At 68.4% G+C, this 26,981-nt stretch carries 27 protein-coding genes; 15 read left to right on the forward strand and 12 right to left on the reverse strand.

What is annotated here, in order from left to right:
- Window positions 1-133: 133 nt before the first annotated feature.
- From D2K64_RS15475 to D2K64_RS15500, 6 genes are all read right to left on the reverse strand, one after another.
- On the reverse strand, window positions 134-397 hold the full coding sequence (locus tag D2K64_RS15475; protein ID WP_157985875.1) for a hypothetical protein: 264 nt from the start codon (window positions 395-397) through the stop codon (window positions 134-136).
- A 1,661-nt stretch (window positions 398-2,058) separates the two neighbouring features.
- A complete protein-coding gene (locus D2K64_RS15480; RefSeq protein ID WP_120009288.1) occupies window positions 2,059-3,189 on the reverse strand; it encodes a branched-chain amino acid ABC transporter substrate-binding protein in 1,131 nt (376 codons plus the stop codon).
- 102 nt (window positions 3,190-3,291) lie between these two features.
- A complete protein-coding gene (locus D2K64_RS15485) occupies window positions 3,292-4,008 on the reverse strand; it encodes an ABC transporter ATP-binding protein (protein ID WP_120009289.1) in 717 nt (238 codons plus the stop codon).
- Window positions 4,005-4,832, reverse strand: a complete 828-nt coding sequence (locus D2K64_RS15490; RefSeq protein ID WP_120009290.1) for an ABC transporter ATP-binding protein — start codon at window positions 4,830-4,832, stop codon at window positions 4,005-4,007. The genes D2K64_RS15485 and D2K64_RS15490 overlap by 4 nt, the downstream gene beginning before the upstream one ends.
- Window positions 4,832-6,142, reverse strand: a complete 1,311-nt coding sequence (gene livM / locus D2K64_RS15495; protein WP_120009291.1) for a high-affinity branched-chain amino acid ABC transporter permease LivM — start codon at window positions 6,140-6,142, stop codon at window positions 4,832-4,834. Before livM ends, D2K64_RS15490 begins: the two co-directional genes overlap by 1 nt.
- Window positions 6,139-7,053, reverse strand: coding sequence for an ABC transporter permease subunit (locus D2K64_RS15500; protein ID WP_120009292.1), 915 nt, complete (start codon window positions 7,051-7,053; stop codon window positions 6,139-6,141). The genes livM and D2K64_RS15500 overlap by 4 nt, the downstream gene beginning before the upstream one ends.
- 408 nt (window positions 7,054-7,461) lie before the next feature.
- On the opposite strand from D2K64_RS15500, the gene D2K64_RS15505 reads away from it, so the two are divergent.
- From D2K64_RS15505 to D2K64_RS15570, 15 genes are all read left to right on the forward strand, one after another.
- Window positions 7,462-8,460: a LysR family transcriptional regulator gene (locus D2K64_RS15505; protein ID WP_120009293.1), complete on the forward strand. Its 999-nt coding sequence runs from the start codon at window positions 7,462-7,464 to the stop codon at window positions 8,458-8,460.
- 149 nt (window positions 8,461-8,609) lie between these two features.
- Complete coding sequence (locus D2K64_RS15510; RefSeq protein ID WP_120009294.1) at window positions 8,610-9,500, forward strand: ABC transporter substrate-binding protein; 891 nt, start codon at window positions 8,610-8,612, stop codon at window positions 9,498-9,500.
- 20 nt (window positions 9,501-9,520) lie between these two features.
- A complete protein-coding gene (locus D2K64_RS15515; protein ID WP_120009335.1) occupies window positions 9,521-10,402 on the forward strand; it encodes an NAD(P)-dependent oxidoreductase in 882 nt (293 codons plus the stop codon).
- Between the two features lie 54 nt (window positions 10,403-10,456).
- Window positions 10,457-11,443 carry a Bug family tripartite tricarboxylate transporter substrate binding protein gene (locus D2K64_RS15520; RefSeq protein WP_120009336.1) on the forward strand — a complete coding sequence of 329 codons (987 nt, stop codon included), beginning with the start codon at window positions 10,457-10,459 and terminating at the stop codon, window positions 11,441-11,443.
- Between the two features lie 16 nt (window positions 11,444-11,459).
- Complete coding sequence (locus D2K64_RS15525; protein ID WP_120009295.1) at window positions 11,460-12,326, forward strand: amidohydrolase family protein; 867 nt, start codon at window positions 11,460-11,462, stop codon at window positions 12,324-12,326.
- 12 nt (window positions 12,327-12,338) lie between these two features.
- The gene (locus tag D2K64_RS15530; RefSeq protein ID WP_120009296.1) at window positions 12,339-13,067 is read left to right on the forward strand and encodes a PIG-L deacetylase family protein; all 729 of its coding nucleotides are present in this window, start codon (window positions 12,339-12,341) and stop codon (window positions 13,065-13,067) included.
- Window positions 13,064-13,756 carry a 4-carboxy-4-hydroxy-2-oxoadipate aldolase/oxaloacetate decarboxylase gene (locus D2K64_RS15535; RefSeq protein ID WP_120009297.1) on the forward strand — a complete coding sequence of 231 codons (693 nt, stop codon included), beginning with the start codon at window positions 13,064-13,066 and terminating at the stop codon, window positions 13,754-13,756. The genes D2K64_RS15530 and D2K64_RS15535 overlap by 4 nt, the downstream gene beginning before the upstream one ends.
- 151 nt (window positions 13,757-13,907) lie before the next feature.
- Window positions 13,908-14,828: a Bug family tripartite tricarboxylate transporter substrate binding protein gene (locus D2K64_RS15540; RefSeq protein ID WP_238384222.1), complete on the forward strand. Its 921-nt coding sequence runs from the start codon at window positions 13,908-13,910 to the stop codon at window positions 14,826-14,828.
- A 625-nt stretch (window positions 14,829-15,453) separates the two neighbouring features.
- Window positions 15,454-15,768, forward strand: a complete 315-nt coding sequence (locus tag D2K64_RS24455; RefSeq protein ID WP_157985876.1) for a hypothetical protein — start codon at window positions 15,454-15,456, stop codon at window positions 15,766-15,768.
- Window positions 15,769-16,263: 495 nt separating this feature from the next.
- Window positions 16,264-16,965, forward strand: a complete 702-nt coding sequence (locus D2K64_RS15545; RefSeq protein ID WP_120009298.1) for a GntR family transcriptional regulator — start codon at window positions 16,264-16,266, stop codon at window positions 16,963-16,965.
- Window positions 16,966-17,018: 53 nt separating this feature from the next.
- Window positions 17,019-17,696 (forward strand): RraA family protein, encoded by a 678-nt coding sequence (locus D2K64_RS15550; protein WP_120009299.1) that lies wholly within the window; start codon window positions 17,019-17,021, stop codon window positions 17,694-17,696.
- Complete coding sequence (locus tag D2K64_RS15555) at window positions 17,697-18,815, forward strand: Ldh family oxidoreductase (protein WP_120009300.1); 1,119 nt, start codon at window positions 17,697-17,699, stop codon at window positions 18,813-18,815. It abuts the gene before it with no gap.
- A gap of 39 nt (window positions 18,816-18,854) precedes the next feature.
- Window positions 18,855-19,823 carry a Bug family tripartite tricarboxylate transporter substrate binding protein gene (locus tag D2K64_RS15560; RefSeq protein ID WP_120009301.1) on the forward strand — a complete coding sequence of 323 codons (969 nt, stop codon included), beginning with the start codon at window positions 18,855-18,857 and terminating at the stop codon, window positions 19,821-19,823.
- A gap of 5 nt (window positions 19,824-19,828) precedes the next feature.
- A complete protein-coding gene (locus D2K64_RS15565) occupies window positions 19,829-20,743 on the forward strand; it encodes an NAD(P)-dependent oxidoreductase (RefSeq protein ID WP_120009302.1) in 915 nt (304 codons plus the stop codon).
- A gap of 40 nt (window positions 20,744-20,783) precedes the next feature.
- Window positions 20,784-21,767 (forward strand): Bug family tripartite tricarboxylate transporter substrate binding protein, encoded by a 984-nt coding sequence (locus tag D2K64_RS15570; RefSeq protein WP_120009303.1) that lies wholly within the window; start codon window positions 20,784-20,786, stop codon window positions 21,765-21,767.
- 168 nt (window positions 21,768-21,935) lie between these two features.
- On the opposite strand, the gene D2K64_RS15575 is transcribed toward D2K64_RS15570, so the two are convergent.
- Genes D2K64_RS15575 through D2K64_RS15600 form a run of 6 tightly spaced genes read right to left on the reverse strand, consistent with a single transcriptional unit; the run spans window position 21,936 to window position 26,970 of the window.
- Window positions 21,936-22,790 (reverse strand): HpcH/HpaI aldolase/citrate lyase family protein, encoded by an 855-nt coding sequence (locus D2K64_RS15575; protein ID WP_120009304.1) that lies wholly within the window; start codon window positions 22,788-22,790, stop codon window positions 21,936-21,938.
- The gene (locus tag D2K64_RS15580; protein ID WP_120009305.1) at window positions 22,790-23,251 is read right to left on the reverse strand and encodes a MaoC family dehydratase; all 462 of its coding nucleotides are present in this window, start codon (window positions 23,249-23,251) and stop codon (window positions 22,790-22,792) included. The genes D2K64_RS15575 and D2K64_RS15580 overlap by 1 nt, the downstream gene beginning before the upstream one ends.
- A 26-nt stretch (window positions 23,252-23,277) precedes the next feature.
- Complete coding sequence (locus D2K64_RS15585) at window positions 23,278-24,444, reverse strand: acyl-CoA dehydrogenase family protein (protein ID WP_120009306.1); 1,167 nt, start codon at window positions 24,442-24,444, stop codon at window positions 23,278-23,280.
- A complete protein-coding gene (locus D2K64_RS15590) occupies window positions 24,444-25,565 on the reverse strand; it encodes a CaiB/BaiF CoA transferase family protein (RefSeq protein ID WP_120009307.1) in 1,122 nt (373 codons plus the stop codon). Before D2K64_RS15590 ends, D2K64_RS15585 begins: the two co-directional genes overlap by 1 nt.
- On the reverse strand, window positions 25,562-26,563 hold the full coding sequence (locus tag D2K64_RS15595; protein ID WP_120009308.1) for a Bug family tripartite tricarboxylate transporter substrate binding protein: 1,002 nt from the start codon (window positions 26,561-26,563) through the stop codon (window positions 25,562-25,564). Before D2K64_RS15595 ends, D2K64_RS15590 begins: the two co-directional genes overlap by 4 nt.
- A complete protein-coding gene (locus D2K64_RS15600; protein WP_202910685.1) occupies window positions 26,560-26,970 on the reverse strand; it encodes a cupin domain-containing protein in 411 nt (136 codons plus the stop codon). Before D2K64_RS15600 ends, D2K64_RS15595 begins: the two co-directional genes overlap by 4 nt.
- Window positions 26,971-26,981: the final 11 nt, after the last annotated feature.

A 26,981-nucleotide genomic window follows, 5' to 3' on the forward strand; every position in this document is an offset into this window, starting at 1 on the left:
ATCATCGAGGCGCCCTTCAGCATCATGGCGATGCCGCGGGCGGTGGTGGCGTCGTCTTCAACCAGGAGAGCACGCATGTCGGCAAGGTCCTGCGGCAGGGCGGGGAAGGGCGTGGGGAAAGCGCGGCGTCGGTTCAGGAATGCAGCGGCCGACCGTCGGCGGGGAGGATGTCGGCCAGGCCGGCCATCAGCGCGTCGAACCCGGCCAGCCCGCTGTCGGAAGGATCCGGCCCGTCCAGCTCGGCGGCGCAGTCCAGCACGTCCTGCAGGTAGTCCGCCGCCGTGAACAGGGCTTCGGAGCAGGGCTCGCCATCATGGCTGGCCAGCGTCGCCAGGTGCTGCAGCAGGGTGATGGCGGTGTTCATCTTGGAGGAGGGGAGGCAGGGGATCAGGGGCATCGGTTTCACCGAGAGGGTTATCACTCAACCTTGAGTAGTAGAGTTGTGAACCAAAACTACATCAGAGAGCAATCTCATTTTTACGCTATCCGCAGCCGGTTCCGCGTTTTTCTGGAGCCACCCTGCAGGCGAGATCGTCATAAGCTGATGAAAAAGCCAAGATCCTGGCGGGATCTGCCTCAAGGAAAGGCAGACATGAAAAAATGTCCACCTGATTACGACAACCAAAGGTTGTGTTCCGGCGACAAACGCCCGGATCGGCCGAGGCTATGTGGCCGTAACCATGGCGGGAGCCGGCCCCCCTTCTGTGGAACCGCCCGCGCTGCCCTGACGGACAGCGACCACTCCGTCTCACGCGCCATCACCTGATCGCCCCGCCCGGGCCAGCCAAGCTCCGCCGTTCCGCAGATGCCACATCGGATTGATCGGCGGTACAGCCTTAGCCACCAGGCGACAGCTGCTGATGTGGCCCCACATGACAGCGCAGCTTCGTCAACCACCTGGATGTCCATAACATTGCCGGTCGTATCCCGGCCGGCACTCCCGGCCGAACAAAGTGCAATCTGAAATCGCTGGAACGGCGAGGCTTCGCCGAGCGCATCGAGCTCCGCCGTCGTCAACTCTCTGCATTTCAAGCCAGAACCGATGCCGCACATGCCCGGATCTTCTTCCGGCATCGAGCATGTCCCCACCGCGCAGAAGCATGGCATGGCATGGCATTGTTCGTCCGTGATATCGGACTTGCTTAAGCGCGGAGGGAATCGGCATGGCCAATTTGGCCTACAACGTCAGCCGTCTTGCTTGGCAACCGACCGCGCCTGCTTGACACTGCGGCCTACTTGGATGGCAGCGTTGCCTCTCTCAGGTCAAATACTAGCTCAGGACGCATTGATCCAGAAGAGCATGGTGACCGCGAGGCAGATGGCGGACATGAAGGTGTGGGCGCATCGGTCTCCCCCCTTCTGTGGAACCGCCCGCGCTGCCCTGACGGGCAGCGACCACTCCGTCTCACGCGCCATCACCTGATCGCCCCGCCCGGGCCAGCCAGGCTCCGCCGTTCCGCAGGATCTGGAATGAGCAAGAAGCGCACCGTCCATCCGGAGGCCGCGCGGGTCAGCCTTCCCAAAGGGCCCCGGCCCGCATCTCGGATGTGGCCGGGTGCGGCGGCTCACCCAATCGCAGCACGGCAGGTGCAGGCCATCATGGCCGCCTGGCGCGCAGATGCCGAGTTGCACCAGAGCGAAGTTAACGGAGCAACTGGTGGAATGCCGAGAGGATCAAGCCGGCGCGACCAGATGGAGGATGGCGACAGCAGCGACAAGGTGGCTGCGGTCCAGGAGGCCGCGCCTTTGGGGCGCCTGTCGCGCCATGAACCAACCTGGCCGCCAGTGAAGGGGCACAGTGAGCGGGCGCCGAAACCTCGCCCAACCCCGCCCCACACCGCTGCGGTCGCACCTCACGAGCCGCAATCGACGCATCGGCACAAATGACGGCTACCAGACCGGAGCTCCGTGGACCCCGACTTGGTCATCTCCCGCAGTCGAGCCCCGGAGCCGCCCGATCATCGATGAGCCGGCAGCGCCCTCCGTTTTCGGAACCCGAGCAGCGGAACGCCGCGCCGGCCTCTCACCAGCACGGAGCGATGGCTCCGGCCGAACGCATCAGACCTCGCCGTAGGAGCCATTCTTCCAGACGTAGAAAACATAATCCGGAACGGTGACGTCGCCCTTGCTGTCGAAGCTGATCGGTCCCAGCACGCTGTTCCATGGGCCGCCGGATTTCAGCGTCTCCGACACCTTCTCGGGATCGGTGCTGTTGGCCTTCTTGGCCGCATCAGCCCAGATCTGCACCGCGGCATAGGTGTAGAGGACGTAGCCTTCCGGATCGACGTTCTTGGCCCGGAAGCGTGCCACCACTTCGGCCGCGCTGGGGCGCTTGCGCGGATCGGACGCGAAGGTCATCAGCGTGCCTTCGCCCGCGGCGCCGGCGATCTGCCAGAACTCATTCGTCACCAGCGCATCGCCGCCGATCAGCGTCACCGGCATGCCCTGTTCCTTGGCCTGACGCAGGATCAGCCCGGCCTCGGTATGGTAGCCGCCGACGTAGATGATCTCGACGCCCGAGGATTTCAGGCGCGACACCAGGGCGGAATAGTCACGCTCCCCCGGTGTGTAGGCTGCATAAACCGTTTCGGTCGTGCCGGCCGCGTTCAGCGACTTCTTGGTTTCATCGGCCAAGCCTTTTCCATAGGCCGAGTTGTCGTGAAGAATGGCGACCTTCTTGCCTGCAAAGGTCTTGGCGATGTAGGCGCCAGCCACCTTGCCCTGCTGGTCATCACGGCCACAGGTGCGGAAGGTGTTCCAGCCGCCGGCATCGGTGTATTGCGGGTTGGTGGAGGCTGGGCTGATCTGCAGCACGCCTTCCTCCGCGTAGACCTTGCTGGCCGGGATGGACGAACCCGAGCAGAAATGCCCGGCGATCAGCTTCACCTGACGGCTGGCCATCTGGTTGGCCACGGAGACGGCCTGGCGTGGGTCGCAGGCATCGTCGCCGATCTCCAGCGCCAGCTGCTGGCCCAGCACGCCGCCGGCCGCATTGAGATCGATCACCGCCTGTTCAGCGCCCGCGCGCAGCTGCGCGCCGAACGCGGCATATTGCCCGGTCATCGGCCCCACGGAGGCGATGCGCAGCGTACCGGATTGGGCGACCGCGTCCCGGCCGGCGCCCAAACCCGCCACGCCGGCGGCCGTCAACCCGGCCACGGTGCCAAGAAGCTGTCTGCGCTGCATCATCGGAGCCTCCGTTCTTCAGCCGCCGGAACCGATCGCCGGCTGGTGTTGTTTGTTGCAGCCTAGGAAGCTTCGCGCCGCTCCGCCAGTCCGATCTGCGGGGCGTCAATGACCTCCCAAATAGGCGTCGCGCACGTCCGGGCGCGCCAGCAACTCACGCCCGGTGCCAGACATGGTGATGCGCCCAGTGACCAGCACGTAGCCGCGATGCGCCAGGCGGAGCGCCTGGTTCGCATTCTGCTCCACCAGCAGCACGGTGAGGCCCGTCTCCATGTTGAGCTTGCGGATGGCCTGGAAGATCTGCCGCGACACCAGCGGCGCCAGCCCGAGCGAGGGCTCGTCCAGCAGCAGCAGGCGCGGGCGCGACATCAGGGCGCGGGCGATCGCCAGCATCTGCTGCTCGCCGCCGGACAGCGTTCCCGCGCGCTGCGCTTCCCGCTCCTTCAGTCGGGGGAACAATGTAAAGGCCTGATCCAGCCCTGGACAGGGATCGATGCCGGAGCTTTGCGCTCCCATCAGCAGGTTCTCGTGCACGCTCATGCGCGGGAAGATGCGCCGTCCTTCCGGCGATTGCGCGATGCCGCTGCGCATGATGTGGTGCGTCGGACGTTCCGTGATGTCCTGGCCGTCGAAACATATGCGGCCGGACCGCGCCCGGGGATCGCCGCAGATGGTCATCAGCAGCGTCGACTTTCCCGCGCCATTGGCACCGATCAGCGTCACGATCTCGCCCGGCGCCACGGTGACGGACACGCCCTTCAGTGCCTCCACCGCGCCATAGAAGGTGGAAACGTCCCGGATCTCCAGCAGGGGCGTACTCATGCCACGCCGTCCTCGTCCTCGTCGCCCTCGCCCAGATAGGCTGCAATCACCTTGTCGTCGGCACGGATGGCGGCCGGCGTGCCGTCGGCGATCTTGCCGCCGTGATCCAGCACCACGATGTGATCCGAAATTCCCATCACCACGCCCATGTCGTGCTCGATCAGCAGGATGGAGCAGGGCGGCGCGCCATCGGCCGCCGTGCCATCCCGGATGGCGCGCAGCAATTCGCCGAGGGCCGTGGATTCACGGGGGTTGAGGCCGGCCGCGGGCTCGTCCAGGCAGAGCAGCACCGGTTCCATGCACATGGCGCGCGCGATCTCCAGCCGGCGCTGCGCGCCGTAGGGCAGGCTTCCCGCCGGATCGTCGGCACGGTCGATCAGCCCGCAGGCTTCCAGCCAGGTGCTGGCCCGCCGGATCGCCGCCTGCTCCGCCGCCTTGTAGCCAGACAGGCCGAGCACGGCGCCGATGCCGAAGCCGGTGGACGCCATCAGCGTGCGGTGCTGCGCCACCAGCAGGTTCTCCAATGCCGTCATGCCGGCGAAGAGGCGGACGTTCTGGAAGGTGCGCGCGACCCCGGCCCGGGCGATGCGGTGGCCGGCCAGGCGGTGCAGCGCGACACCGTGCCCGCCATGATGAAGCGTCAGGCTGCCACTGGTGGGCCTGTAGAAGCCGGTGATGCAGTTGAACATCGTTGTCTTGCCGGCTCCGTTCGGACCGATCACGGCGGTGATCGCTCCCTGCGCGGCGGCAAAGGACACGTCCTTCACCGCGGTCAGGCCGCCGAAGCGCATGGTCAGGGATTCGACCGTCAGGATCGGCGCCATCAGCCGCGGCCCTCGGCCACCATGCTGGCGCTGATGGCCCGTTTCTCGCCCAAGGCAACGGTGGGGGTGCGGCTGCCGACCAGCCCGCGCGGCTTCCAGATCATGATCAGCACCATGGCGCCGCCGAACACCAGCATGCGCCATTCCTGCAGGTCGCGGAACACCTCGAAGCCGCCGATCAGCACCAGCGCCGCGACGGCGACGCCGAGCTGGCTGCCGAGGCCGCCCAGCACCACGATGGCCAGGATGATGGCGCTCTCGATGAAGGTGAAGGATTCCGGGCTGATGAAGGCCTGCCTTGTCGCGAAGAAGGCGCCGGCGAAGCCGCCGAACATGGCGCCCAGGGCGAAGGCCGTCAGCTTGGTGGTGGTGATGTTGATACCCAGGCTGCGGCAGGCGATCTCATCCTCCCGCATCGCTTCCCAGGCGCGGCCGAGCGGCTGGCGGCGCAGGCGCAGCGTGACCCAGTTGGTCAGCAGAGCGAGCGCCAGGATGAGGTAATAGAGGAAGACGACGCGGTGCGTCGGGCTCGGCTCCAGCCCAAAGAACTCGGCAAAGGAGCCGGGACCGCCCCCGACGGTGAAGGTCAGGCCGAAGAAGGTGGGGCGCGCGATGCCGGAGATGCCGTTCGGGCCGCCGGTCAGCGTCACCCAGTTCAGCAGAACCAAACGGATGATCTCGCCGAAGCCCAGCGTGACGATGGCCAGGTAGTCTCCGCGCAGGCGCAGCACGGGAAAGCCCAGCAGGATCCCCCAGAAGGCGGCCAGCAGTCCCGCCAGCGGCAGGCAGATCCAGAAGGATAGGCCGAAATACTGGGCCAGCAGCGCGTAGGAGTAAGCGCCGACCGCGTAGAAGGCGACGTAGCCGAGATCGAGCAGCCCGGCCAGGCCGACCACGATGTTCAATCCCCAGCCCAGCATGACGTAGGTCAGCACCAGGATGCCGAGATCCAGCTCGTAGCGCCCGACCCCGGGAAGAACCGGCAGCAGCACCGCCAGGAGCAGGAAGACCGGTGCGACGAAGCGGCCGGACCGCGACAATGGACCGGCGATGCGTTGGCTGAAGCCCGGGGCGCGGCGCTCCGTCTTCCATTCCTGCCAGAGCCGCACCAGGAAGCGCCCGGCGAACACGACCAGCATCAGCAGCAGCACATCGGTCCAGCGGGTCCGCAGGAACAGCGCGCCTGTCGGACCCACATCGGTGCGCAGCCCGACCATGGGCAAGAAGAGGCCGGCCGCGATCAGCGCGGCCAAGCCTGCGTCCCGCAGCGCGACGCCGAGGGCGGGACGCCGCGTTCGGGCCAGGCTCATACCTTCTCGACCTCCGCACGGCCGAGCAGGCCGGTCGGCATGAAGACCAGCGTCAGGATCAGGATGGAGAAGGCCGCGACGTCCTTGTACTGCACGCTGAAGTAAGCGGACCAGAAGGTCTCGATCAGACCGATCAGCAATCCGCCCAGCACGGCGCCCGGAAGGCTGCCGATGCCACCCAGCACGGCGGCGGTGAACGCCTTCACCCCCACCAGGAAGCCGATGTAGAAGTCGATCACGCCGTAGCGCAGCAGGTACATGGTGCCGGCGACTGCCGCCAGTGCCGCACCGATGACGAAGGTGATGCTGATGGTGCGGTCGGTGTCGATCCCGAGCAGGCTGGCCATCTTCCGGTCCTGTTCGCAGGCGCGCATGGCCCGGCCCAGTCGCGTCCGCGTCACCAGCCAAGTGAAGATCGCCAGGATCACCAGCGTCGTCAGGATGATCAGGATCTGCATGGTGGAAAGCTGCACCGCGAAAGTGCCTTCCTGCATGATGGTGAAGCCGCCCTGCACCACGGGTTCGATCGGCTTGACCCGCGCGCCCTGGCTGACCTGCACGTAGTTCTGCAGCACGATGGACATGCCGATGGCGGAGATGAGCGGCGCCAGGCGGAACGAGCCGCGCAGCGGGCGATAGGCGAGCCGCTCCACGGTCCAGCCATACAGGGCGGTGAAGGCCATGGACAGGGCCAGCACCAGAACAATGGCGCCCGGCCCGTCCAGCAGCCCGCCTGACGTGATCAGCAACAGGCCAATGAGGGAGAGAAAGGCACCGATCATGAAGATGTCGCCATGGGCGAAGTTGATCATGCCGATGATGCCGTAAACCATGGTGTAGCCGATGGCGATGAGCCCGTAGATCATGCCGAGCGAGACGCCATTGATGAGTTGCTGCAGCGCGTAGGCCAAGCGGCACGCCCCCTTCTTTGATGGACCCCTCCGGGAAGCCTAGTCTCGGCCCGGAGGGATTGGAAAGAAGGATCATGGTCGGGGCGGCGGCGGCAGCGGCGTGCCGGGCTGTTCATTGTGAGGCAGCATGCGGCGCCGGTGGCCCCGGCCCTTGCGGCGCCTCAGACCCTGTGCTGCGGCATCGGCGGAGCCTCGGATTCGGCCGTTTGGCAGCTCCCGGACCGGAGTGCTGTGCGGTCCTCCTTCCCCCGCACTCCCCGGGGAAGCTGCATGCCGGGCCATGAACTTGGCAGGTCCCGGGTGCTGCCCGTGTTGATTGTCCGGCAGCAGCTATTAGACTCGGGAATAGGTGGCTGTCCGGGCAGGGAGCGCCGCCGGGCAGGTTGGGGTGGAGGAGCAAGGCCGGGCATGACGAACCGACGCTACCTCGATCAGAGGCTGAAGCTGCACCACCTCAGGGCGGTGGATGCCATCGCGGCTCACCACAGCCTGTTGAAGGCGTCCGCCGCCCTCGGGATCACCCAGCCCGCCCTGACCAAGACGCTGCAGGAATTGGAGGAGATCCTGCGGCAGCGCCTGTTCGACCGTCTTCCGCGTGGCATGCGGCCGACCGAGGCCGGCGCTCTTCTCGCCCAGTTCAGCCGGCGCATGCTGGCCGAGATCCGCCGCCTGGACGAGGAGCTTGACCGGCTTTCCGGCCCGGACGGCGGCGTCGTCGCCATCGGAACCCTTCCCGTGGCGGCCACCGGGGTTCTGCCGGGTGCGCTCACCCGGCTCAAGCGGCAGCACCCTCAGCTGCGCATCCGCCTGGAGCAGGGACGGACCGAGGACCTCCTGCCCAAGCTCGTCTCGGGCGAGATCGACCTGATCGTCGGCCGGCTGTACGAGCCGGCCATGCCCGACGGCCTGCTCCGGGAACCGCTCTGGGAGGAGCCGATCTCCGTGCTGGCACGCCGGGACCACCCGGTGTTCGAGCTGCCGGAGATCACCTTGCATGCGCTCCGGCACTACGAACTGGTGCTGCCGACCGTGACGCAGAGGGTCGGGCAGGAGATCGAAGCGTTCCTGGATCGCCTGGCCCTGGCTCCGGCGTCCTCCCTGCGCTCCAGCTCCTATGGCTTCATCCGCGAGATGTTGCACGCCACGGACATGCTCTCGGTCATGCCGCGCTTGATGATGGCGGGAGACCTGTTACGCGGGACGCTGAAGGTCATCCCGCTTCCAGAGGCGGCACCGCCCCGCCCGGCGGGGATCATCCTGCCACCGAACCGGACGCCGGCCGCCGCGGGACAATCCTTTCTCGCGGCGCTCCGCGCACACATTGCCGAAATCGGCGAGCGGGGCCTTGCTTCTATAACCTCGCCTCATAGCTCGGCCGCTCGAAGCAATAAGACCCGTCTGCGCTGAGGCGCTAGCAAGCCTTCCGCAGCGGAGGCCGCCGATCCGTCCGGCGGTTCGGCGCTGATGTCCCGGAGGAGGAGCGAGCGGATGGGATCTCTGATTGATCGTGGCGGCCCCCCCCGCGACGATGCCGCCTCCACGACCAGCATTGAACCATGAGCGGGGCTGCACAGCCCGTGGCATTGCGGGCGGCGATTGGGGATTATCCGCGCACCCGTGCCTTGAAGGACGGGCGGATCGCCTCCTCCCTGCTGCGGCTGGATTTCGCGGAAGTTCCGGTGATCAGCCGCGCCTTCGCGCCCATGGTGCGGGAAGGCCGCTTCGACGCCTCCGAGATGGCGATCGCCACCTTTCTGCAGGCCCGCGCCATGGGACGGCCCTTGGTGTTGCTGCCGGTGGTGCTGGCCGCCCGTTTCCAGCAATCGGCGCTGCTGTGCCGTGCTGAGAGCGACATTCGGGGACCCGCGGACCTCAGGGGTCGCCGCATCGGCGTCCGTGCCTATAGCCAGACCACCGGCATGTGGCTGCGCGGCATCATCGCCGAGGAGGGCGGCCTGCGGCCGGAGGAATGCCGCTGGATCACCTTCGAGGATGCGCATGTGCCGGGCATCGCCGATCCGCCCTGGGCCGAGCGTGCGGCGCCCGGGCAGGACATGCTGGCCATGCTGCGGACCGGTGCGCTGGATGCGGTGATCGTCGGCCATGACGTGCCGGACGATCCCGGCCTCCGCACCGTCTGGCCCGATCCCGCTGCGGCTGCGGCTGCGTTCTGGCGGCGGCACGGCCTGGTTCCCGTGAACCACATGCTGACCATGTCGCGCGACCTGGTGGACCAGCAACCCTGGCTGGTCGGGGAATTGCTGCGCATGGTGCGTGCCGCCGCGGCCCCGGTGCCGGCGGGCGAGCATGGCGCCCCACCTGCCAGCCGTGCCGCGCTGCGCCCCGTGCTGGCGCTGGCGCTCTGCTACATGGAGGCCCAGGGCATGCTGCCGCAGCCGCTGACGCTGGAGGAGGCCTGGGAGGGCCTGCCGGACGGGGTTGAATGACAGCTCAGGAGGGAATGGCCATGACATGCTTTGCCATCATCGGCTTCGGCGAGGTCGGCGGCATCTTCGCCCGCGACCTGCGGGCCGGTGGCGTCACGGAGCTGCACGCCTTCGACACCGCGCCGGCCGCCCTTGAGCGGGCAGCGGCCGCCGGATTGACGCTGCACCCTAGCGCGGCCCAGGCCGCGGCACGGGCGGAGGTGGTGTTCGTGCCCGTCACCGCCGGCTCGGCGCTGGAGGCCGTGCGCGCGCTGCAAAACGGCCTGTCGCACCGGCCCTTCGTGGTGGATGTGAATTCCGTCTCGCCTGGCACCAAGCAATCGGCGGCACAGGCCGTCACCGCGGCCGGGGGGCGCTATGTCGAGGCGGCGGTGATGGCGAGCGTGCCGCCCAAGGGCCTGCGGTCGCCGATGCTGCTCGGCGGACCGGAGGCGGAGGCCTTCCGGGCGGTGATGGCCCCCTTCGGCATGGATCTGACCGTGTTTCCCGGCCCGATCGGCAAGGCCTCGGCGGTGAAGATGTGCCGCAGCGTGATGGTGAAGGGCCTGGAGGCGCTGACCACCGAATGCCTGCTGGCGGCGCGCCATTACGGGGTGGAGGGGGAGGTGCTGCGCTCCCTGTCCGACACCCTGCCGCACCCGGATTGGCGCGGTCTGGCCCGCTACGTCATCAGCCGCGCCTTGATCCACGGCAAGCGCCGGGCCGAGGAAATGCGGGAGGTGGCGCGCACCGTGCAGGAAGCGGGGGTCGACCCGCTGCTCAGCGGCCCGATTGCCGAGCGGCAGGACTGGGCGGCCGCGCGTGGCCGGGCCATGGGCAAAGCGGAACTGGCCACCACCGACCTGGACACCCTGCTGGCCGGTGTGGAAGCCGCCACGCCACGCCGCGCCGCCGCCGAATAAGCACCCACCGAGGCCGCCCCAGCAAGAAGGCGGCCCATGTCGGAGGAATTCACCATGCTATCTCGCCGCGATGCCCTGCGGCTGGCCGGGCTCGCCGCCGTGGTCGGCTGGGCCGCTCCCGCCATTCGCGCCCAGGGTGCTGCCGCCCTGCCGGACAAGCCGGTGCGGCTGATCGTGCCGAATGCCGCCGGGGGCGTGGCCGACCTCACGGCCCGCACCGTGGGGCAGGCCTTGTCGGAGCGGCTGGGGCAGCCGGTGGTGGTCGAGAACCGCCCCGGTGCGGGCGGCATCGTCGCCGGCCAGACGCTGCTGTCGTCGCCCGCCGATGGCTCCACCTTGATGGTGGCCACGAACGCGCATGCCATCAGCGCCTCCCTGTTCCGCTCGCTGCCCTTCGACCCGATCCGCGACTTCGCGCCGGTCGGGCTGATGGGCACCTTCGCCATCGCCATCCTGGTGGCACCGGACTCGTCCCTGCGCACTTCCGGCGATCTCGTGGCGAAGCTGAAAAGCGATCCGGCCGGCAGCAACATCGGCACCATCAGCGTGGGCAGCACGCAGAACCTCGCCGCCGAGTTGTTCAAGACCGCCGCGGGCGTCGAGGCCGTGACCGTTCCCTTCAACGGCACGCCGGCGCTGCTGACCGCCTTGCTGCGCGGCGACGTGACGGCGGCCTTCGAGATCGTGGCGCCGATCACCGGCCAAATCCGCGACGGCTCGCTGCGGGCCATCGCCGTCACCTCCGCCGGCCGCGCCGCTAACCTGCCGGATGTGCCAACACTTCGGGAGGCGGGACTGGCGGATTTCGATGTCACCTCCTGGAACGCTGTGGTGGCGCCAGCGCGGACGCCGGCGCCGGTGATCGCCCGCATCAACCAGGAACTCAATGCCGTGCTCGGCCAGCCCACCGTTCGGAGCAAGCTGCTGGAAGCGGGGGTGGAGGCCAAGGGCGGCGATCCAGCCTCGCTCGCCCGGCTGATGAGCGAGGAGGCGGAAAAATGGCGGGCCGTGATCCAGCGCGCCGGCATCGAGAAGCAGTGACGAGAAGGCATCCAGCATGAAGACCTGCAAGGCCCCCGACCCTCATCCGAAGACCCCGTCCTACCGGCTGCCGCCCGGCGCCTGCGATTCGCATTGCCACGTCTTCGGACCGGCGGACCGGTTTCCGTATGCGGCGGATCGCTCCTACACGCCGCCCGATGCCCCGGTCGAGGATCTGCGGCGCGTTCACGCCGCGATCGGAGTGGAGCGCGCCGTGATTGTTCAGGCCAGCTGCCACGGCACCGACAACACGGCCATGATCGACGCGATCGGCCGCAGCGAAGGAGCCTATCGCGGCGTGGCCATCGTGGACGGCACGATCACCGAGGCCGGGCTCGAAGAGCTCGACCAGGGCGGCGTGCGTGGCGTGCGCTTCAACTTCGTCAAGCATCTGGGCGGCACACCGGATCTCGACGTGTTCGACCATGTGCTGGACCGGATCCAGCCGCTGGACTGGCACGTCGTGCTGCACCTCGATGCCGGCGACATCCTGGAACATGCCGAGCGGATCTCCCGCATCCAGGTGCCCTTTGTAATCGACCACATGGGCCGCGTGCAGGCGAAGAACGGGTTGGAGCAGGAGCCGTTCCGTCGTTTGCTGCAGTTGATGGAGAACCCGCTCGCCTGGGTGAAGATCTGCGGGCCGGAGCGCGTGTCCTCCAGTGGCAGCCCGTTCCACGACGCCGTGCCCTTTGCCCGCCGCCTGGCGGAGGCGGCGCCGGACCGCACGCTGTGGGGCACCGACTTCCCGCACCCGAACATCGCCGGCGACATGCCGAATGATGGCGATCTCGTCGACATCCTCGCCCTCGCGGTGGAGGACGAGGCGCTGCGCCGCAAGATCCTGATCGACAACCCGAACCGCCTCTACTGGGCGCGCTGAGAAGGAAGGCCCATGTCCGGCACCCAGAAATCCGGCCTCGTTGTCACGGCGCATCCGGGCGATTTCGTGTGGCGCGCTGGCGGTGCCATCGCGCTGCATGCCAGGCTCGGCTACCGCGTCAAGATCGTTTGCATGTCCTATGGCGAGCGCGGCGAAAGCCAGGGCGCGTGGAAGCAGCCGGGCATGACGCTGGAAGCCTGCAAGGCGGCGCGTCGGGCCGAGGCCGAGGCCGCGGCCGAGGTGCTCGGCGCCGAGATCGAGTTCTTCGACGCCGGCGACTACCCGCTGCGCATCACCGACGCGATGATGGACCGCCTGATCGACATCTACCGCGAGGTCAGGCCTTCCTTTGTGCTGACCCACGCCGTGGCGGATCCCTACAACGTCGACCACCCCGAAGCGTCCCGCATCGCGCAGGAGGCCCGCATCATCGCCCAGGCGGCCGGCCACAAGCCCGGCCCGGGCGGCGTCAGCTACGCCGCGCCGCAGGTGTTCCAGTTCGAACCGCACCAGCCGGAACAATGCGGCTTCAAGCCCAACCGCATCCTCAACATCACCGAGGTCTGGGACGCCAAGTGGAAGGCGTTCGAGCAGCTGCCGGCGCAGAAGCACCTCTGGGATTACTACCACAGGGCGGCGCTGAATCGCGGCATGCAGGGCGGCCGAAACTCCGGCAAGCCGATGACCTATGGCGAGGCCTACCAGACCATTTTCCCGGACGCCGTGGAGGTGCTGGCGTGAAGCCCGTCGTCGTTACCCGAGTGGCCCGGGCGCCGCTGGCCACGGTGGACCGTTTCGCGCCGCTCGGCGTGTCCACGACGCACGAGGCGTCCGGCCGCGCGCCGAACCTGATGAAGCCTTATATGCGCCCGGCCTGGGCGGGCGCGGCGGCCGTGGGCAGTGCCGTCACCGTGCTGGCGCAGCCGGGTGACAACTGGATGATCCACGTGGCCGTCGAGCAGTGCCGCGAGGGGGATATCCTGGTGGTGGCCTGCACCACCGACAACACGGACGGCATGTTCGGCGATCTGCTGGCCACATCGCTGAAGGCCCGCGGCGTGCGCGGCCTGGTGATCGATGCCGGCGTACGGGACTTGGCAACTCTGCGGGAGATGGGGTTTCCAGTCTGGTCGCGCGCCGTCTCGGCCCGTGGCACGGTCAAGGCTACCCTTGGCTCCGTCAACATCCCCGTGGTCTGCGCCGGCGTCGCGGTCCAGCCGGGCGACGTGGTCGTGGCCGATGACGACGGCGTGGTCGTGATCCCGCGCAAGGAGGCGGAGACGGTGTTGACCGCCGCCGAGAAACGCCAGGCCAACGAGGCAGCGAAGCGCGAGAAGCTGGCCGCCGGCGTTCTGGGCCTCGACCTCTATGACATGCGGCCTGCGCTGAAGAAGGCTGGGCTTCGCTACGTCGAGCAGTTCGAAGGCTGAGGCTGCGGTCGATGGAGGCACCGCTTCGTCCCTGCGGTGCCGTTCCAGCAGACAGGAAGACAACAACATGAACCAGCCCATGATGTCGCTGTGCCGCCGGAGCCTGCTGCAGGCCGTCGGTACCACCCTGCTGACGGCACCGGCCTATCCGGTGCGCGCCGCCACGTCCTGGCCGAACGACCGGCCAGTGCGTGTGATCGTTCCGTTCACGCCGGGTGGCTCGACAGACATCCTGGCCCGCGCCATGGCCCAGCGCCTGAGCGAGGAACTGGGGCAGACCTTCGTGGTGGAGAACCGTGGCGGCGCAGGCGGCACCATCGGAACCGAGATGGTGGCTCGTGCGCCCGCCGACGGCTACACGCTGCTGATGGGGCATATCGGTACCCTGGCCGTCAATCCGGCGCTGTATACCAACCTGTCCTTCGACACAGTCACTTCCTTCCAGCCCATCGCGCTGGTGGCCGTGGTACCCAACATCCTGGTGGTGAATCCCAAGGTGGTCGATGTCCGCGATGCCGCCGGCCTGATCGAATTCGCGAAACGGCGGCCTGGGGTGCTGACCTATGGATCGGGTGGCAATGGCAGCGCGGCGCACATCGCGATGGTCGCCTTCAACACGGCCGCCGGGATCGAGATGACGCACGTTCCCTATAAAGGGACGGGCCCGATGATGAATGATCTGGTGGCCGGGCAGATCGCCCTGACCATGACGGGCGGTCCTCCGGCGCTGCCTCCCGTGCGTTCCGGGTTGGTGCGCGCGCTCGGTGTTTCCAGTCCGCAACGCCTTGCCACCGCGCCGGAGATCCCCACCATCGCGGAAACGGGCCTGCCCGGCTTCGACGCGGTGCAATGGTATGGGCTGGCCGGGCCAGCGGGGATGCCGCGCGAAATCATCGGCCAGCTCAACGCCCAGTGTGTACGCATTCTGCAGGAGCCGGCACTGAAAAGCCGGCTGGAAGCCGAAGGCGCCCGGTTCTCCCCCGGATCGCCCGAGGATTTCGCAGCCCTGATCGGCAGCGAACGTGCGCGATGGGGTGCGTTGATCCGACAAGCCAACGTTCAGGCTGATTAGCCCACGAACACTGCCGCACCACCAGGATGGCCGCGAGCGGCACCAAACCGGCTGCGGCGGAATCGCCGCGGGCGCCCAGCGATCTCGATGGCATTGGTGTGCTCGCAGCCTGGATGCCGTGGCGGACGCCGTATGAGGTGCGGTGTTCGGACTGTCGTGCCGATCTCGATGGCAGCCCTGTTCGGCGAAGACCTGCCCGGTGGTTCCGCGGGTGAGACCGTCGCGTAGGGACCGCAAGCCTAACAATCTTTTTCATCCGGCGCTCAGACCCTTCCAGGTGCCGCGTGAGCCCCTCGGAACTGCGGTTCGAGGCGAGGGAGCGGAGCCGGCGATCGGATGCAGCTTTGTTACATGAACCCGAGTCCGCTGATGTCAGCGCGCTCCATCCGGGACCGCCTGCAGGGAAGCGCGGAACGGAAGCGGATTGTGGCTTGTGTTCCGTCACGGAACGGCGCCCGAGTTACGGTCCGGTGCAGATCCAACCCGTTCTGCCCGACCCTTCAGGGATAACTCGGCACGGTTCGGGCCTCCGGCCCTGGAACGAAGGTCATGCTGCTTTTCGGCGCTTCCAACGAACTGGACACACCTGCGTTGAAGCGGTGCATCCTTAAGGAGAAACGCAGCCATGTTCACGCTTGAGATCGGCGGCAAGCCCGTAGCAGTGATCGATGCGGAGGAGGGCGATGCCCGCGAGATCATCGAAAGCGAGGCCTTTCGGGAGGATCTTCAACGCCTGCGCACAAAGGGAACTCCGCTCTGGGACGGTCAGGCGTCGCTCAATCTCCGGCCCGCATCCGAAGATGAAATGGCTCAGTTCGATGACAGTGATGATGCCCTGGATGAGTCGGATTTGGATGAGGACGATGCCGCCGAGGAAGAGGACGATGAAGACGGCATGGAAGTGGTGTTCCTGGTTCCGATGGATGATGACGAGACGTGAAACTCTCCGCTCAGGCTGTCGCCAAGCAGCCACGAATGATCCCGTTCGCCTGAACAATCAGAACGGTCAGGTCCCGGCCGCAACATTCGAAGCTGCGGCCTGTTGATGGTATCGGATGACCGCAAGGTCGAACTTCAAGGAGGATTTTCCATGCTTCGTCTGTTCCGCAACCTCGCCATTCTTCGAAGCCTTTGGGGCATGTACAAGCGGAGCCGCCGCCGTTAGTTCTCCGGCTCGCGAGGTGCCGTTTTGTTGACATGGAGCCGCGCGGGAAGCGCGGCTCCATTGTTTTTTACTCTATGAAAAGCATCAAGATATACACAGCAAGATAGCTTTTTCTGTAGATCGCATGATCAGTTATTCAATACGAGGCGCCTAATACTGTTAACCTGAATAAAAAGATCTCGGAGCCGGCAAATATCTTCCGGCGATCAACCTCCACTGCAGCTGCAATCATGTGTTGCCAACTCAGCAAAGATTGTCGACAATTCGGGAATGATTGCTTCCCCATCAGCCCGGACCAGCGGATCGGACCGTACGGAACCCAAGGGTGATAAGGGCGTCGATGCCATCGCGCGTCGGATTGAGGACATGATCCTCCGAGGTGAGGTCCTCCCCGGAGAGCGGCTCAACGAGCTGGCCCTTTCCCGAAGGCTGAGCATTTCCAGGAGCACCTTGCGGGAGGCGGTCCGCGGCCTGCAGCAGGGAGGATTGCTGGAGATCATTCCGAACCGGGGAGTCCTGGTCAGGCAGGTCTCCGTGAAGGACGCATTGGATCTGTATGATCTGCGGGCCGCATTGTTCCGCGGCGCGGCCCGCCTGGCCGCGCGCCGTGCACTCCCTGAGTACAAAATCCGATTGAAGCACCTCAATGATCGGATGACAGAAGCGGCGGCAGCTGGGCGCTTCACGGACTACTACGCCTACAATCTGGAGTTTCATGCGACTGTGCTGACTGCAGGCGGCAATGCGCCGATGGCGCTCGCCTATGATCAGGCAGTCAAGGGGTTGCACCTGTTCCGGCGGCGCTCGCTGGTGCATCCGGCGCAGCTCGACCTGTCATTGCGGGAGCACGAGAGCCTTCTGACCGCCATCGCGGCCCATGACGTGGCCGCGGCCGGAGAGGTCGCGGAGCGCCACATCATGCTCGGCCGGGACCGCATGCTCGACACGCTCGATGGCAGCATCCCGGCCTGAGCGAGTCGTCTCACACTGTCACCCTTGCAGCATCAGCATCTGAGGATCGTCCCATGACCATTGGTTTTCGTGTGTCCGAACGCGAGATGTCCCGCGACCCGGCCCTCATCGAACGCGCTGCGGCGTTGCCGGTCGCCAATATCGGCGACGTGATGAACCGCATGCAGGCCATGCGCGGCGGGTTTCGCGCCTTTGGAGGGCAGCGCAGCGTCGTCGGGCATGCCGTCACGGTGCGCGTGCGCGCGGGCGACAATCTGATGCTGCACCGGGTGATCGACCTTGCGCAGCCGGGCGATGTGGTGGTCTGCGACGGCGGCGGCGATCTGTCCATCGCGGTCGCGGGCGACCTGATGATCGGCCACGCCACGCGTCGCGGCCTCGCCGCCCTGATCATCGACGGCGCGGTGCGGGACATCGACAACCTCGGCAAGATGGATATCGGCGTCTGGGCCTGCGGCGCGACGCCCGCCGGCCCCTACAAGGACGGGCCAGGCGAAATCGGCTATCCCGTCTCCTGCGGCGGGCAGGTGGTGATGCCGGGGGACCTGATCGCCGCCGATGAGGACGGCGTGGTGGTCATCCCCCGGGCGGACGCCGCCGCCGTCATTGCCGCCGCTGAGGCGCACGCCGCCAAGGAGGTGCAAGCCACCGCGGCCATCGCCGCCGGCACCTGGGACCGCGTCTGGGTCCAGGAAAGCCTGGCCGCGAAAGGCTGTCAGGTTTCGCGCTGAATGGCCGGTCCGTCCGAAGCCCCGGGCGTGCTGCGGGTCGCCGCGGATAGCGTCCGCCGGCAAATCCTGGGCATCCTGCAGCGCTGGGGCATGCCCGGGGACCTGGCCGACACCACGGCCGAGGCCATGGTCGAGACCGACCTCATGGGCGTCGACAGCCACGGCATCTCGATGCTGACGATGTATGAGGGGTTGCAGCAGAGGGGGCAGGTGGACCTCCAGGCCCGGCCCCGCCTGGTGCGGGACCTGCCCTCCCTGGCGCTGGTTGATGGCGGCAGCAATCTCGGTCACCCCGTGGCGGTCGTGGCCATGCAACTGGCCTGCGACAAGGCCGAGGCGGGTGGCATCGGCGCGGTGGGGGTCCGCAACTCGCATCATTTCGGGGCGGCGGGCTATTATGCCCGCCTTGCCGCTTCGCGGGGGCTGGTGGCGCTGATCACCAGTTCCGCCCGCACGATGCTGATGGTGCCGACGCGAGGCACGGTTCCGCTGCTCGGCAGCAACCCCATCGCCTTCGCGGCGCCGATGACCGGTGGCCCGCCCTTCGTGCTGGACATGGCGACCACCACCGTCGCCGCCAACAAGGTCAAGGTTTATGAGCTGAACGGCAAGCCGGTGCCGCCTGGCTGGGTGGCCGATGAGCGCGGCGCAACCGTGACCGACCCTGTGGAAGCCATGGACGTGATCTTCCGCCGGGCCGGCGGCGGCATCACGCCGCTGGGCGGTGCCGAGGCAACCGGCGGCCACAAGGGCTACGGCCTCGGGCTGATGGTGCAGATCCTGTCAGCCACGCTGACCGGCGCCGCCTTCGCTCCGCTGCGCTCCGGCACGCGCGGCGCGGCGGAGCCGGACGATATCGGCCATTTCTTTCTCGCTCTCGACCCCCGGGCCCTTCGGCCGGAGGGCGGCTTTGAGGATGAACTGGCGGGCATGGCGGCATCGTTGCGCGGCTCGGCCCCGGCAGACCCGTCGCGCCCCGTACTGGTGCCGGGAGATCCGGAGGAGGCGGAGCGCACCCGCCGCGCACGCGATGGCATTCCGGTCCCGGCGGCGCTGGACCGGCAATTGCGCGAGATCTGCACACGCTGCGGCGCCGACTACCTGCTGCGGGCAATGTAGCACGGCGAACACGCCGTCACGGGGGGAAGGAATCCATCAATGAAGCTCATCAACCGGCGCCTTGCTTTGGGTGGCATGGCCCTGGCCCTGGGCGCACCGCGCATCCTGCGGGCGCAGGGCGGCGGGTGGCAGCCGACCCGGCCGATCCAGCTCGTCGTCGGCTTCGCGCCAGGTGGCGGCAGCGACGTGATCGCCCGCATCATGGCCGAGGCCGCGGCGCCGTTCATACCGCAGCCCATGGTGGTGGTGAACCGACCGGGGGCGGGCGGCGCCCTGGCGGCGGAACAGGTGGCCCGCGCCTTGCCGGATGGCCACACCCTGCTGCTGGCCGGCGGCAGCGAGAGCACCTCCCTGCCCGCACACCGGGAGGTGCCCTATGATCCCAAAAAGTCCTTCCGCGCCGTGATCCGGCTGACACGTCACCCGCACTTCATCTGCGTGCGGGGCAAGGGCGGCCGCTTCACCACGATGCAGCAGGTGATCGCGGCCGCGCGCGCCGAGCCCGGTCGGATGACCCACGGCTCTGCCGGCGCCGGAACGCTGTCGCATTCCTTGTTCATCATGCTGGAGCAGCGCGCCAAGCTGGAGTTCCTGCATGTGCCGTATACCGGCGGCGGACCTGTGGCGCAGGCGCTGCTGAGCGGCGACATCGACCTCGGCGTCCAGGCCTCGGACGAGCTGGGCGGCCTCGTCGCCTCGGGAGACATCAAGCCGATCGCTGTGGCCTCAGCCGAACGTGCCGTGTCCCAGCCGGACGTGCCGACGCTGCGCGAGCTCGGCTTTGACGTCGTGGCCGACAACCAGAAGGGCTGGGTCGGCCCCGCCGGCATGACGGACGAGATGGTAGCCTTCTACCACGACCGCTTTCGCCAGGGCATGGCCGCGCCGGCGTGGCGACGTTTCCTGGAGCGCCTCGGCGAAGCGGATGGCTATGCCGATGGACCGGGCTTCCAGACGGCGATGGACACCCTGCTGGACGACATTCGCGCCGCGCTGCGCAGGAGCTGACATCGATGACCGTGCAACCCATCGCCCCGCCCGCGCCCGTGGCCTTCATCGGCCTCGGCGTCATGGGCGCCGCCATGGCGGCCAACCTGCTGCGCGCGGGCTTCCGTCTCACCATCAGCAGCCGCAGCCGCGGCAAGGCGTCCTCGCTGGAAGACGCGGGTGCCGCCTGGGCCGATACGCCGGCCGTGGCCGCACGGGATGCCGCCTGTGTGGCGCTCTGCCTGCCCGACACGTCCGACGTGGAGGCCGTGCTCTTCGGCCCGGCTGGCGTGGCGGAAACCGTGCAGCGCGGCGCCGTGGTGGTGGATTTCAGCACCATCGCCGCCGCGCCCACGGCCGCCTTCGCCGACCGGCTGGCGCGGGACCGCGGCGCCTTTCTGCTGGACAGCCCGGTGAGCGGCGGTCCCGCCGGCGCGCGCGACGGCACCCTGACTTGCATGGTCGGCGGCGATGCCGGCGCGTTCGCCGCAGCCGAACCGGTGCTGCGCGCCGTGGGCGGCAAGCTGACGCATCTCGGGCCTGCCGGGGCGGGGCAGGTCTGCAAATCGGCCAACCAGCTGCTGGTCGCCGCCACGCTGCAGGCCGTGGCCGAGGCCTTGGCGCTGGGCCGCAAGGCAGGGCTCGAACCGGAGGCCATGCGGCAGGCGCTGCTGGGCGGCTCCGCCCGCTCCTTCGTGCTGGAGAACCATGCCAAGCGCATCATCGAAGGCACCACCACGCCGGGCTTCCGGGCGGAGCTGATGCGCAAGGACATGCGGCTGGCGCTGGCCGCCGCCCGCGACCACGGCGTCTTCGCACCCGCAACCGCCACGGCGGCGCAGATGTTGGAGGCGCTGGTGAACAGCGGGCGCGGGGGGATGGATTCGTCGGCCCTGGGCGAATTGGTGGCGGAGCTTTCGGGTCTCGCCGCGACACGCTGACGGAACGGCGGAAAGCCGTCGACACACGGAGAGCAATGCCATGACCGATTTCTCGCTGCGCCGCCGCGGCGCCCTCGGCGTCTTCGCGCTGGCCGCCGCGCAGACCCTGGCCAAGAGCGCGCATGCCGCGGAATGGCCGAACGAGCGCCCCATCCTGGCGATCGTGCCATTTCCCGCGGGTGGCGGCGTGGACGTCATGACGCGCGTGCTGCTGCAGCACGTCCAGACGCACCTGCCGGGAGCCCGCTTCGTGGTGGAGAACCGAGTCGGCGCCGCCGGGCAGCTCGGCTTCGAGGCGATCTTCCGCGCGGCGCCGGATGGCTACACGCTCGGCGCCCTCACCACCCCGGCCGCCAACACCATCGCGATCGAGCGCCAGCCCCAGTACCGGATCGCCGACTTCACCTTTCTGGCCAATGTGGTGGACGATCCCGGCGGATTCTTCGTGCGGCCGGACTCGCCCTGGCGCAGCCTGGATGACCTGCGCGCAGCGGCGCGGCAGCGGCCGGCGGAATTGGCCTATGGCACGGCCGGCGTCGGTTCGGACGACCACCTGCTCGGGCTGGCCTTCGAGGCGGCGGCGGATGTCCGCCTGTCCCACATTCCCTACAATGGCACCCCGCCGATCATCACCGACCTGATCGGCGATCGCTTGGCACTTGGCTCGCTCAACATGGGGGAGGGCTTTCCGCTGCTGCGCGAGGGCCGCGCCCGCGCATTGGCCCAGGGGGGCACGGAACGCTGGTCGGGCACGCCCGATGTGCCGACCTTCCGGGAGCAGGGGCTGGACGTGATCGGCGGCTCCGCCCGCGGGCTCGTCGCGCCGCCCGGGCTGCCTGCCGCGATCCGCGACCGGCTGACAGCCGCCATCGGCGCGGCCCTGGACGGCGCACCCTTCAAGGCCGAGGCCGCCCGGCTGAACCTGCCCCTGCGGCCGATCGTGGGTGCGGAGTACCAGGCCTTCGTGATGGCCAATGACGCCGCCGCCAGGGCGCTGTGGCAGCGTCGCCCGTGGCGGGAATAGGCGATCGGCGCGGCACCGCTGCAGGGCGCCGCCTGCCGACATCGGATCCGGTGACCGGCTGCGTAGAGGCGGCGGACCCCACCGCGCCGGGAGCCGGGAAAATGGCCGCCCGGACGCCCGCGGTGAATCGATGCTGAGCGGGAAGTGTCTCGGTTGCTGGGGTTCCCGCTACTGCGCCGCGTCCAGGATGCGGCGCGCCAGGCGGAGGTGCAGCCCTTCCACCATCTGCCCTTCCAGCGAGATCACGCCGGCATCTGGCCGGGCCGCAAAGGCCGCCTCCACCCTGCGTGCCCAGCCCAGGCGGGCCGCGTCCGGCGTGAAGGCCCTGACCACCGGCATGATCTGGTCTGGATGGATGCAGAGCTTGCCGGCGAAGCCATCACGCGCGGCTTCGGCCGCTTCCCGCACCAGGGCTTCCGGCTGACGCGGATCGGGGAATGGCGTATCGAGGGCGGGCAGCCCCGCGGCACCGGCGGCCAACAGCAGGGCGGCGCGCGCCTGTTGCACCGGCGCGGCGTAGCGCCCCGCCGCATCCCGCGCCGCCACGCCAAGATCGGAGGACAGGTCCTCCGCCCCGAAGCACAGCGCCGTCAGGCGCGGCGGCGCGCCCCGGTAATCCAGCCCGTGCAGGGAGGCTGCCGTTTCCGTCACCAGCGCCAGGATACCGGTTTGCCCGACCTCCAGCCCGGCGGCGGTTTCCAGCGCCTCCAGGTGGTGATCCAATGCCAGGATGTCGGCCATGCCGGTGCATTTCGGCAGCATCACCGCCAGCGGCGCGCCCGGCATCACGGCCGCCAGATCCCGCAGATACCAGGGAGTGGCGCGCGCATTGACCCGCACCACCACTTCCCGCCGGGCGCGGCCGGGCAGCAGGGCGGCGACCTGTTCCCGTGCGGCGTCCTTGCTGTCCGGCCCGACCGAGTCCTCCAGGTCCAGCACCACGGCATCGGCGGCGCTGGCCAAGGCCTTATCCCTCTTGCGTACGGAATCGCCGGGCGCGAAGAGCAGGTTGCGCAGCCGCATCACGCCGCCTCCGCCGGGCGGCGGCGCATCAGCGCGGCGCGGTCGCAGCGCGCCACCACCTCGTCCCGTTGGTTGTAGGCCTCGTGCAGCAGCGTGACGATGCCGGCATCGCCGCGGGACTTGCTGGCGCGGGCGCTCAGCACGGTGGTGCGCACGCCGATGGTGTCCCCGGCGAAGACAGGCACGGGAAAGCGGACATCGGTCATGCCGAGATTGGCGATCGCGGTGCCATTGGTGGTGTTGTGCACGCTCATGCCGATCATCAATCCCAGGGTGAACAGCGAATTCGTCAACGGGCGGCCGAACTCGCTGTTCTTCATGTATTCGGCATCGAGGTGCAGCCGGGCCACATTCATGGTCATGCCGCAGAACAGGGTGTTGTCGGCTTCCGTCACCGTGCGACGCCACTCGGCATCGATGATGAGCCCCTCGGTCATTTCCTCGAACCACAAGCCGGCCATGCCGGTTCTCCTTTGCACAGGTCCCGTCAGTAGGATTTCGGCAGCCCCAGCACCTTTTCCGCGATGAAGCAGAGGATGAGCTGCGGGCTGACGGGGGCGATGCGCGGGATCATGACCTCGCGCAGGAAGCGTTCCACATGGTATTCGCGGGCATAGCCGAAGCCGCCATGCGTCATCACCGACTGCTGGCAGGCCTTGAAGCCGGCTTCTGCGGCGAGGTACTTGGCGGCGTTGGCCTCGGCGCCGCAGGGCATGCCCTGGTCGTAGCGCCAGGCCGCCTGCAAGATCATCAGCCGCGCCGCCTGCAGCTCCATCCAGTTGGCGGCGAGCGGGTGCTGGATGGCCTGGTTCTGCCCGATGGGACGCCCGAAGACCCGCCGATCCTTGGCGTATTCGGTGGCACGCTCCAGCGCCACGAAGCCCAGTCCCACGGCCTCGGCCGCGATCAGGATGCGCTCGGGGTTCAGGCCATGTAGGATGTATTCGAAGCCGCGGCCTTCCTCGCCGATCCGGTCCTCCTCCGGCACCTCCATGTTGTCGAAGAAGATCTCGTTGGAATCGACCGCCTTGCGGCCCATCTTCTCGATCTCCCGCACATCGGCGCGGCGGCGGTCGAGCGTGGTGTAGAACAGGCTCAGCCCTTCCGTCCGGCGCTTCACCTGCTCGACCGGCGTGGTGCGGGCCAGGATCAGCACCTTCTCGGCCACCTGCGCGGTGGAGATCCAGATCTTCTGGCCGTTGATCACGTAACGGTCGCCGCGCTTCTCGGCACGGGTGCGCAGCTGCGTCGTGTCGAGGCCGGCGTTGGGTTCCGTGACGGCGAAGCAGGCGCGTTCCTGCCCCGCCACCAAGGGCGGCAGCATGCGGCGCTTCTGCTCCTTCGTCCCGAACACCACCACCGGGTTCAGCCCGAAGATGTTCATGTGCACGGCGGAGGCGCCCGTCATGCCGGCGCCGGATTGCGCAATGGCCTGCATCATGATGGCCGCCTCGGTGATGCCGAGGCCGGCGCCGCCATAGTCTTCCGGAATGCAGATGCCGAGCCAGCCGTCGCGCGCCAGGGCGGCGCAGAATTCGCGCGGAAAGAGGCCGTCCCTGTCGCGGGCCAGCCAGTATTCGTCGCCGAAGCCGGCGCAGATGCGCGCGATCGCCTCGCGCAGCGCCTCCTGGTCGGGGGAAAGGGAGAAATCCATCAGCGGGTCTCCCAGGCGGCGCTGCCGGGCGCCGGCCAGGATGGCGGCGGGCCGGGCGGGGCCGGCGGCGTGGCGGACCAGCGGCCGAAGGGGGCCGTGGTGTTCAGGGTGCCGCCATCCGGCAGCGGCACCTCCCGCCAGAAGCCGGTGGCCCGGAGGTGCGGGTCCAGGCGCAGGGCGGCGATGTCATTGACCGGCGCGGCGGGGATGTCCGCTTCGGACAGCAGGCGCAGCCATTCCGCCGTGTCGCGATGCGCGAGGGCTGCGGCCACCTGCGCGTAGGCATGGTCGATATTGGCCTGCCGCGCCGCGTGGCTGGCGAGGCGCGGGTCTTCCAGCAGGTCCTCCCGTTCGATCAACGCGAAGAAGCGGCGCCAATGCGCATCGCTGTACAGCAGCACCGCGATCCATCCGTCACGCGAGCGGTAGGGGCGGCGTTCCGGCGACATCAGCCTGGCGTAATAGGGGCCGCCCTCGGGCGGATCGAAGCTGAGCCCGCCGAGGTGGTCGCCGGCCACCAGATCGGCGAAAGTTTCGAACATCGGCACCTCCACCTGCTGCGCCACGCCCGTGCGGTCCCTGCAGGCGATGGCGGCGGCGATGGCGAAGGCCAGGTGCGCGCCCACCACGCGGTCCGCCAGCGTCAGCGGCACGTAGCGCGGGTCGCCGCCGGCGGCGCGGCCGATGGTGTCCGCCAGCCCGCTCGCCGCCTGGATCAGGTCGTCATAGGCCGGGCGCGCGGCGTAAGGGCCGCCCGCGCCATAGCCATAGGCGCAGGCCACCACCAGTCGGGGATTCAGCGTCGCCAGATCCTCCTGCCGCAGCCCGAGGCGCGCGGCGGCCTCGGGACGCATGTTGTGCACCAACACGTCGGCCCCCACCGCCAGCGCACGGAAGGCTTCGCGCCCGTCCGGCGCCTTCAGGTCCAGTGCCACGCCGCGCTTGCCGCGGTTGAGATGGGCGAAGATGGCGCCGCCCTGGCCGGCGCGGCGGATCACGTCGCCCTCCGGCGGCTCCACCTTCAGCACCTCAGCGCCCAGATCGGCCAGCAACCGGGTGGCGTAGGGCCCCATCACCACGGTGCTGGCATCCAGCACCCGCAGCCCGGCGAGGGCGGTCATTCCTTCTCGATCCCGGCCGCCTCGATCAGGTCGCGCCATTTCACCAGCTCGGCGCGGACAAAGGCGTCCAGCTCCGCCGGCGGGCCGGAAAATGCCTCGAAGCCGATGGCGGCGAAGCGCTGCCTGACCTCCGGGCGGCCGATCGCCTCGCGGATCGCGGTGTTCAGCGTCGCGACGACCTCCGGCGGCAGCTTCGCGGGACCGAAGACACCGTTCCAGGAGTTGATGTCGAAGCCTGCCAATCCAGCCTCGGCCATGGAGGGCGCCTCCGGCATCAGGGCCGAGCGCTCCTTCGTGCTCATCGCCAGCACGCGCAGCTTGCCGGCCTGGGTGTTGGCGAGGCCGGCGGCGATGTCGACGAACATGCAGGTGACGCGGCCCGCGATCACGTCCGTCATGGCCGGCGGTGTGCTGCGATAAGGCACGTGCAGCATCTGGACGCCGCCCATCCGCGCCATCGTCGCCCCGGCCACGATGCCGGTGCTGTTGCCGCTGGCGTAGCTGACCTGGCCCGGGGCTTGGCGCGCCATCTCCAGCACGTCGCGCACGCTCCGCGCCTTCACGGCTTCGCCCACCACCAGCATGAAGGGCAGGTTTCCCACCCGCGCGACCGGCGTGAAGTCCGCGACAGGGTCGTAATCGATGTGCTTCATCAGCGACGGATTGGCGGAATGGGTGGTGTTGGTGGTGACGAAGAGGGTTGTGCCGTCCGGTGCCGCGCGCGCCACATGCGCGGCCGCGATGGTGCCATTGGCGCCGGCACGGTTGTCCACCACCACCGGCACGCCGAGGCGCGAGCCCAGCAGGTCGGCCAGGATGCGGGCCACCGCGTCGGTGCCGCTGCCCCCAGCAAAGGGGACCACCAGGGTGATCGAGCGGTCTGGCTTCCATTCGGCGCTCCGGCTGCTGCCGCCCTGGGCGCGGGTCCGGGAGGGCGCGAGCAGCGGCAGGGCTGGCAGCGCCGCGGCGGCCCGGAGCAGGCTGCGGCGGCGGGTCATGCCTGCAGCCCCGCCAAGTGGCGGATCACCTTGGCAGGGTCCTCGCCATACGGTGGTGAATAGATCACCAGCAGTTTCACCGGCTCGGGGCCGACGACGGTGAAGATGTGCTCCTCGCCGGCCGGAAAGAAGCACATCTCACCAGGCCCGATCTCGCGGCTTTGGCCACCCACTTCGGCACGGGCACGGCCGGAAAGGATGTAGCAGGCCTGCTCCATGCCGGGGTGCGCATGCGGCGCAGCTCCCTGGCCTGGCTCGATGCTGCCGAGCAGCACCTCCATGGTCTCGGCCCCCACCGTTTCCGGTCCGATCAGCCGCCGGTTCACCGTGCCGGTGTGATTGGCCGGACTGTAGCCGGGCACATCCTCCGCCCGAACAAAATATCGGCGTTCCGTCATCGTGGACATCGGCATCCTCT

The organism is Teichococcus vastitatis (genome assembly GCF_003604215.1).
Taxonomy (GTDB): Bacteria; Pseudomonadota; Alphaproteobacteria; order Acetobacterales; family Acetobacteraceae; genus Pseudoroseomonas; species Pseudoroseomonas vastitatis.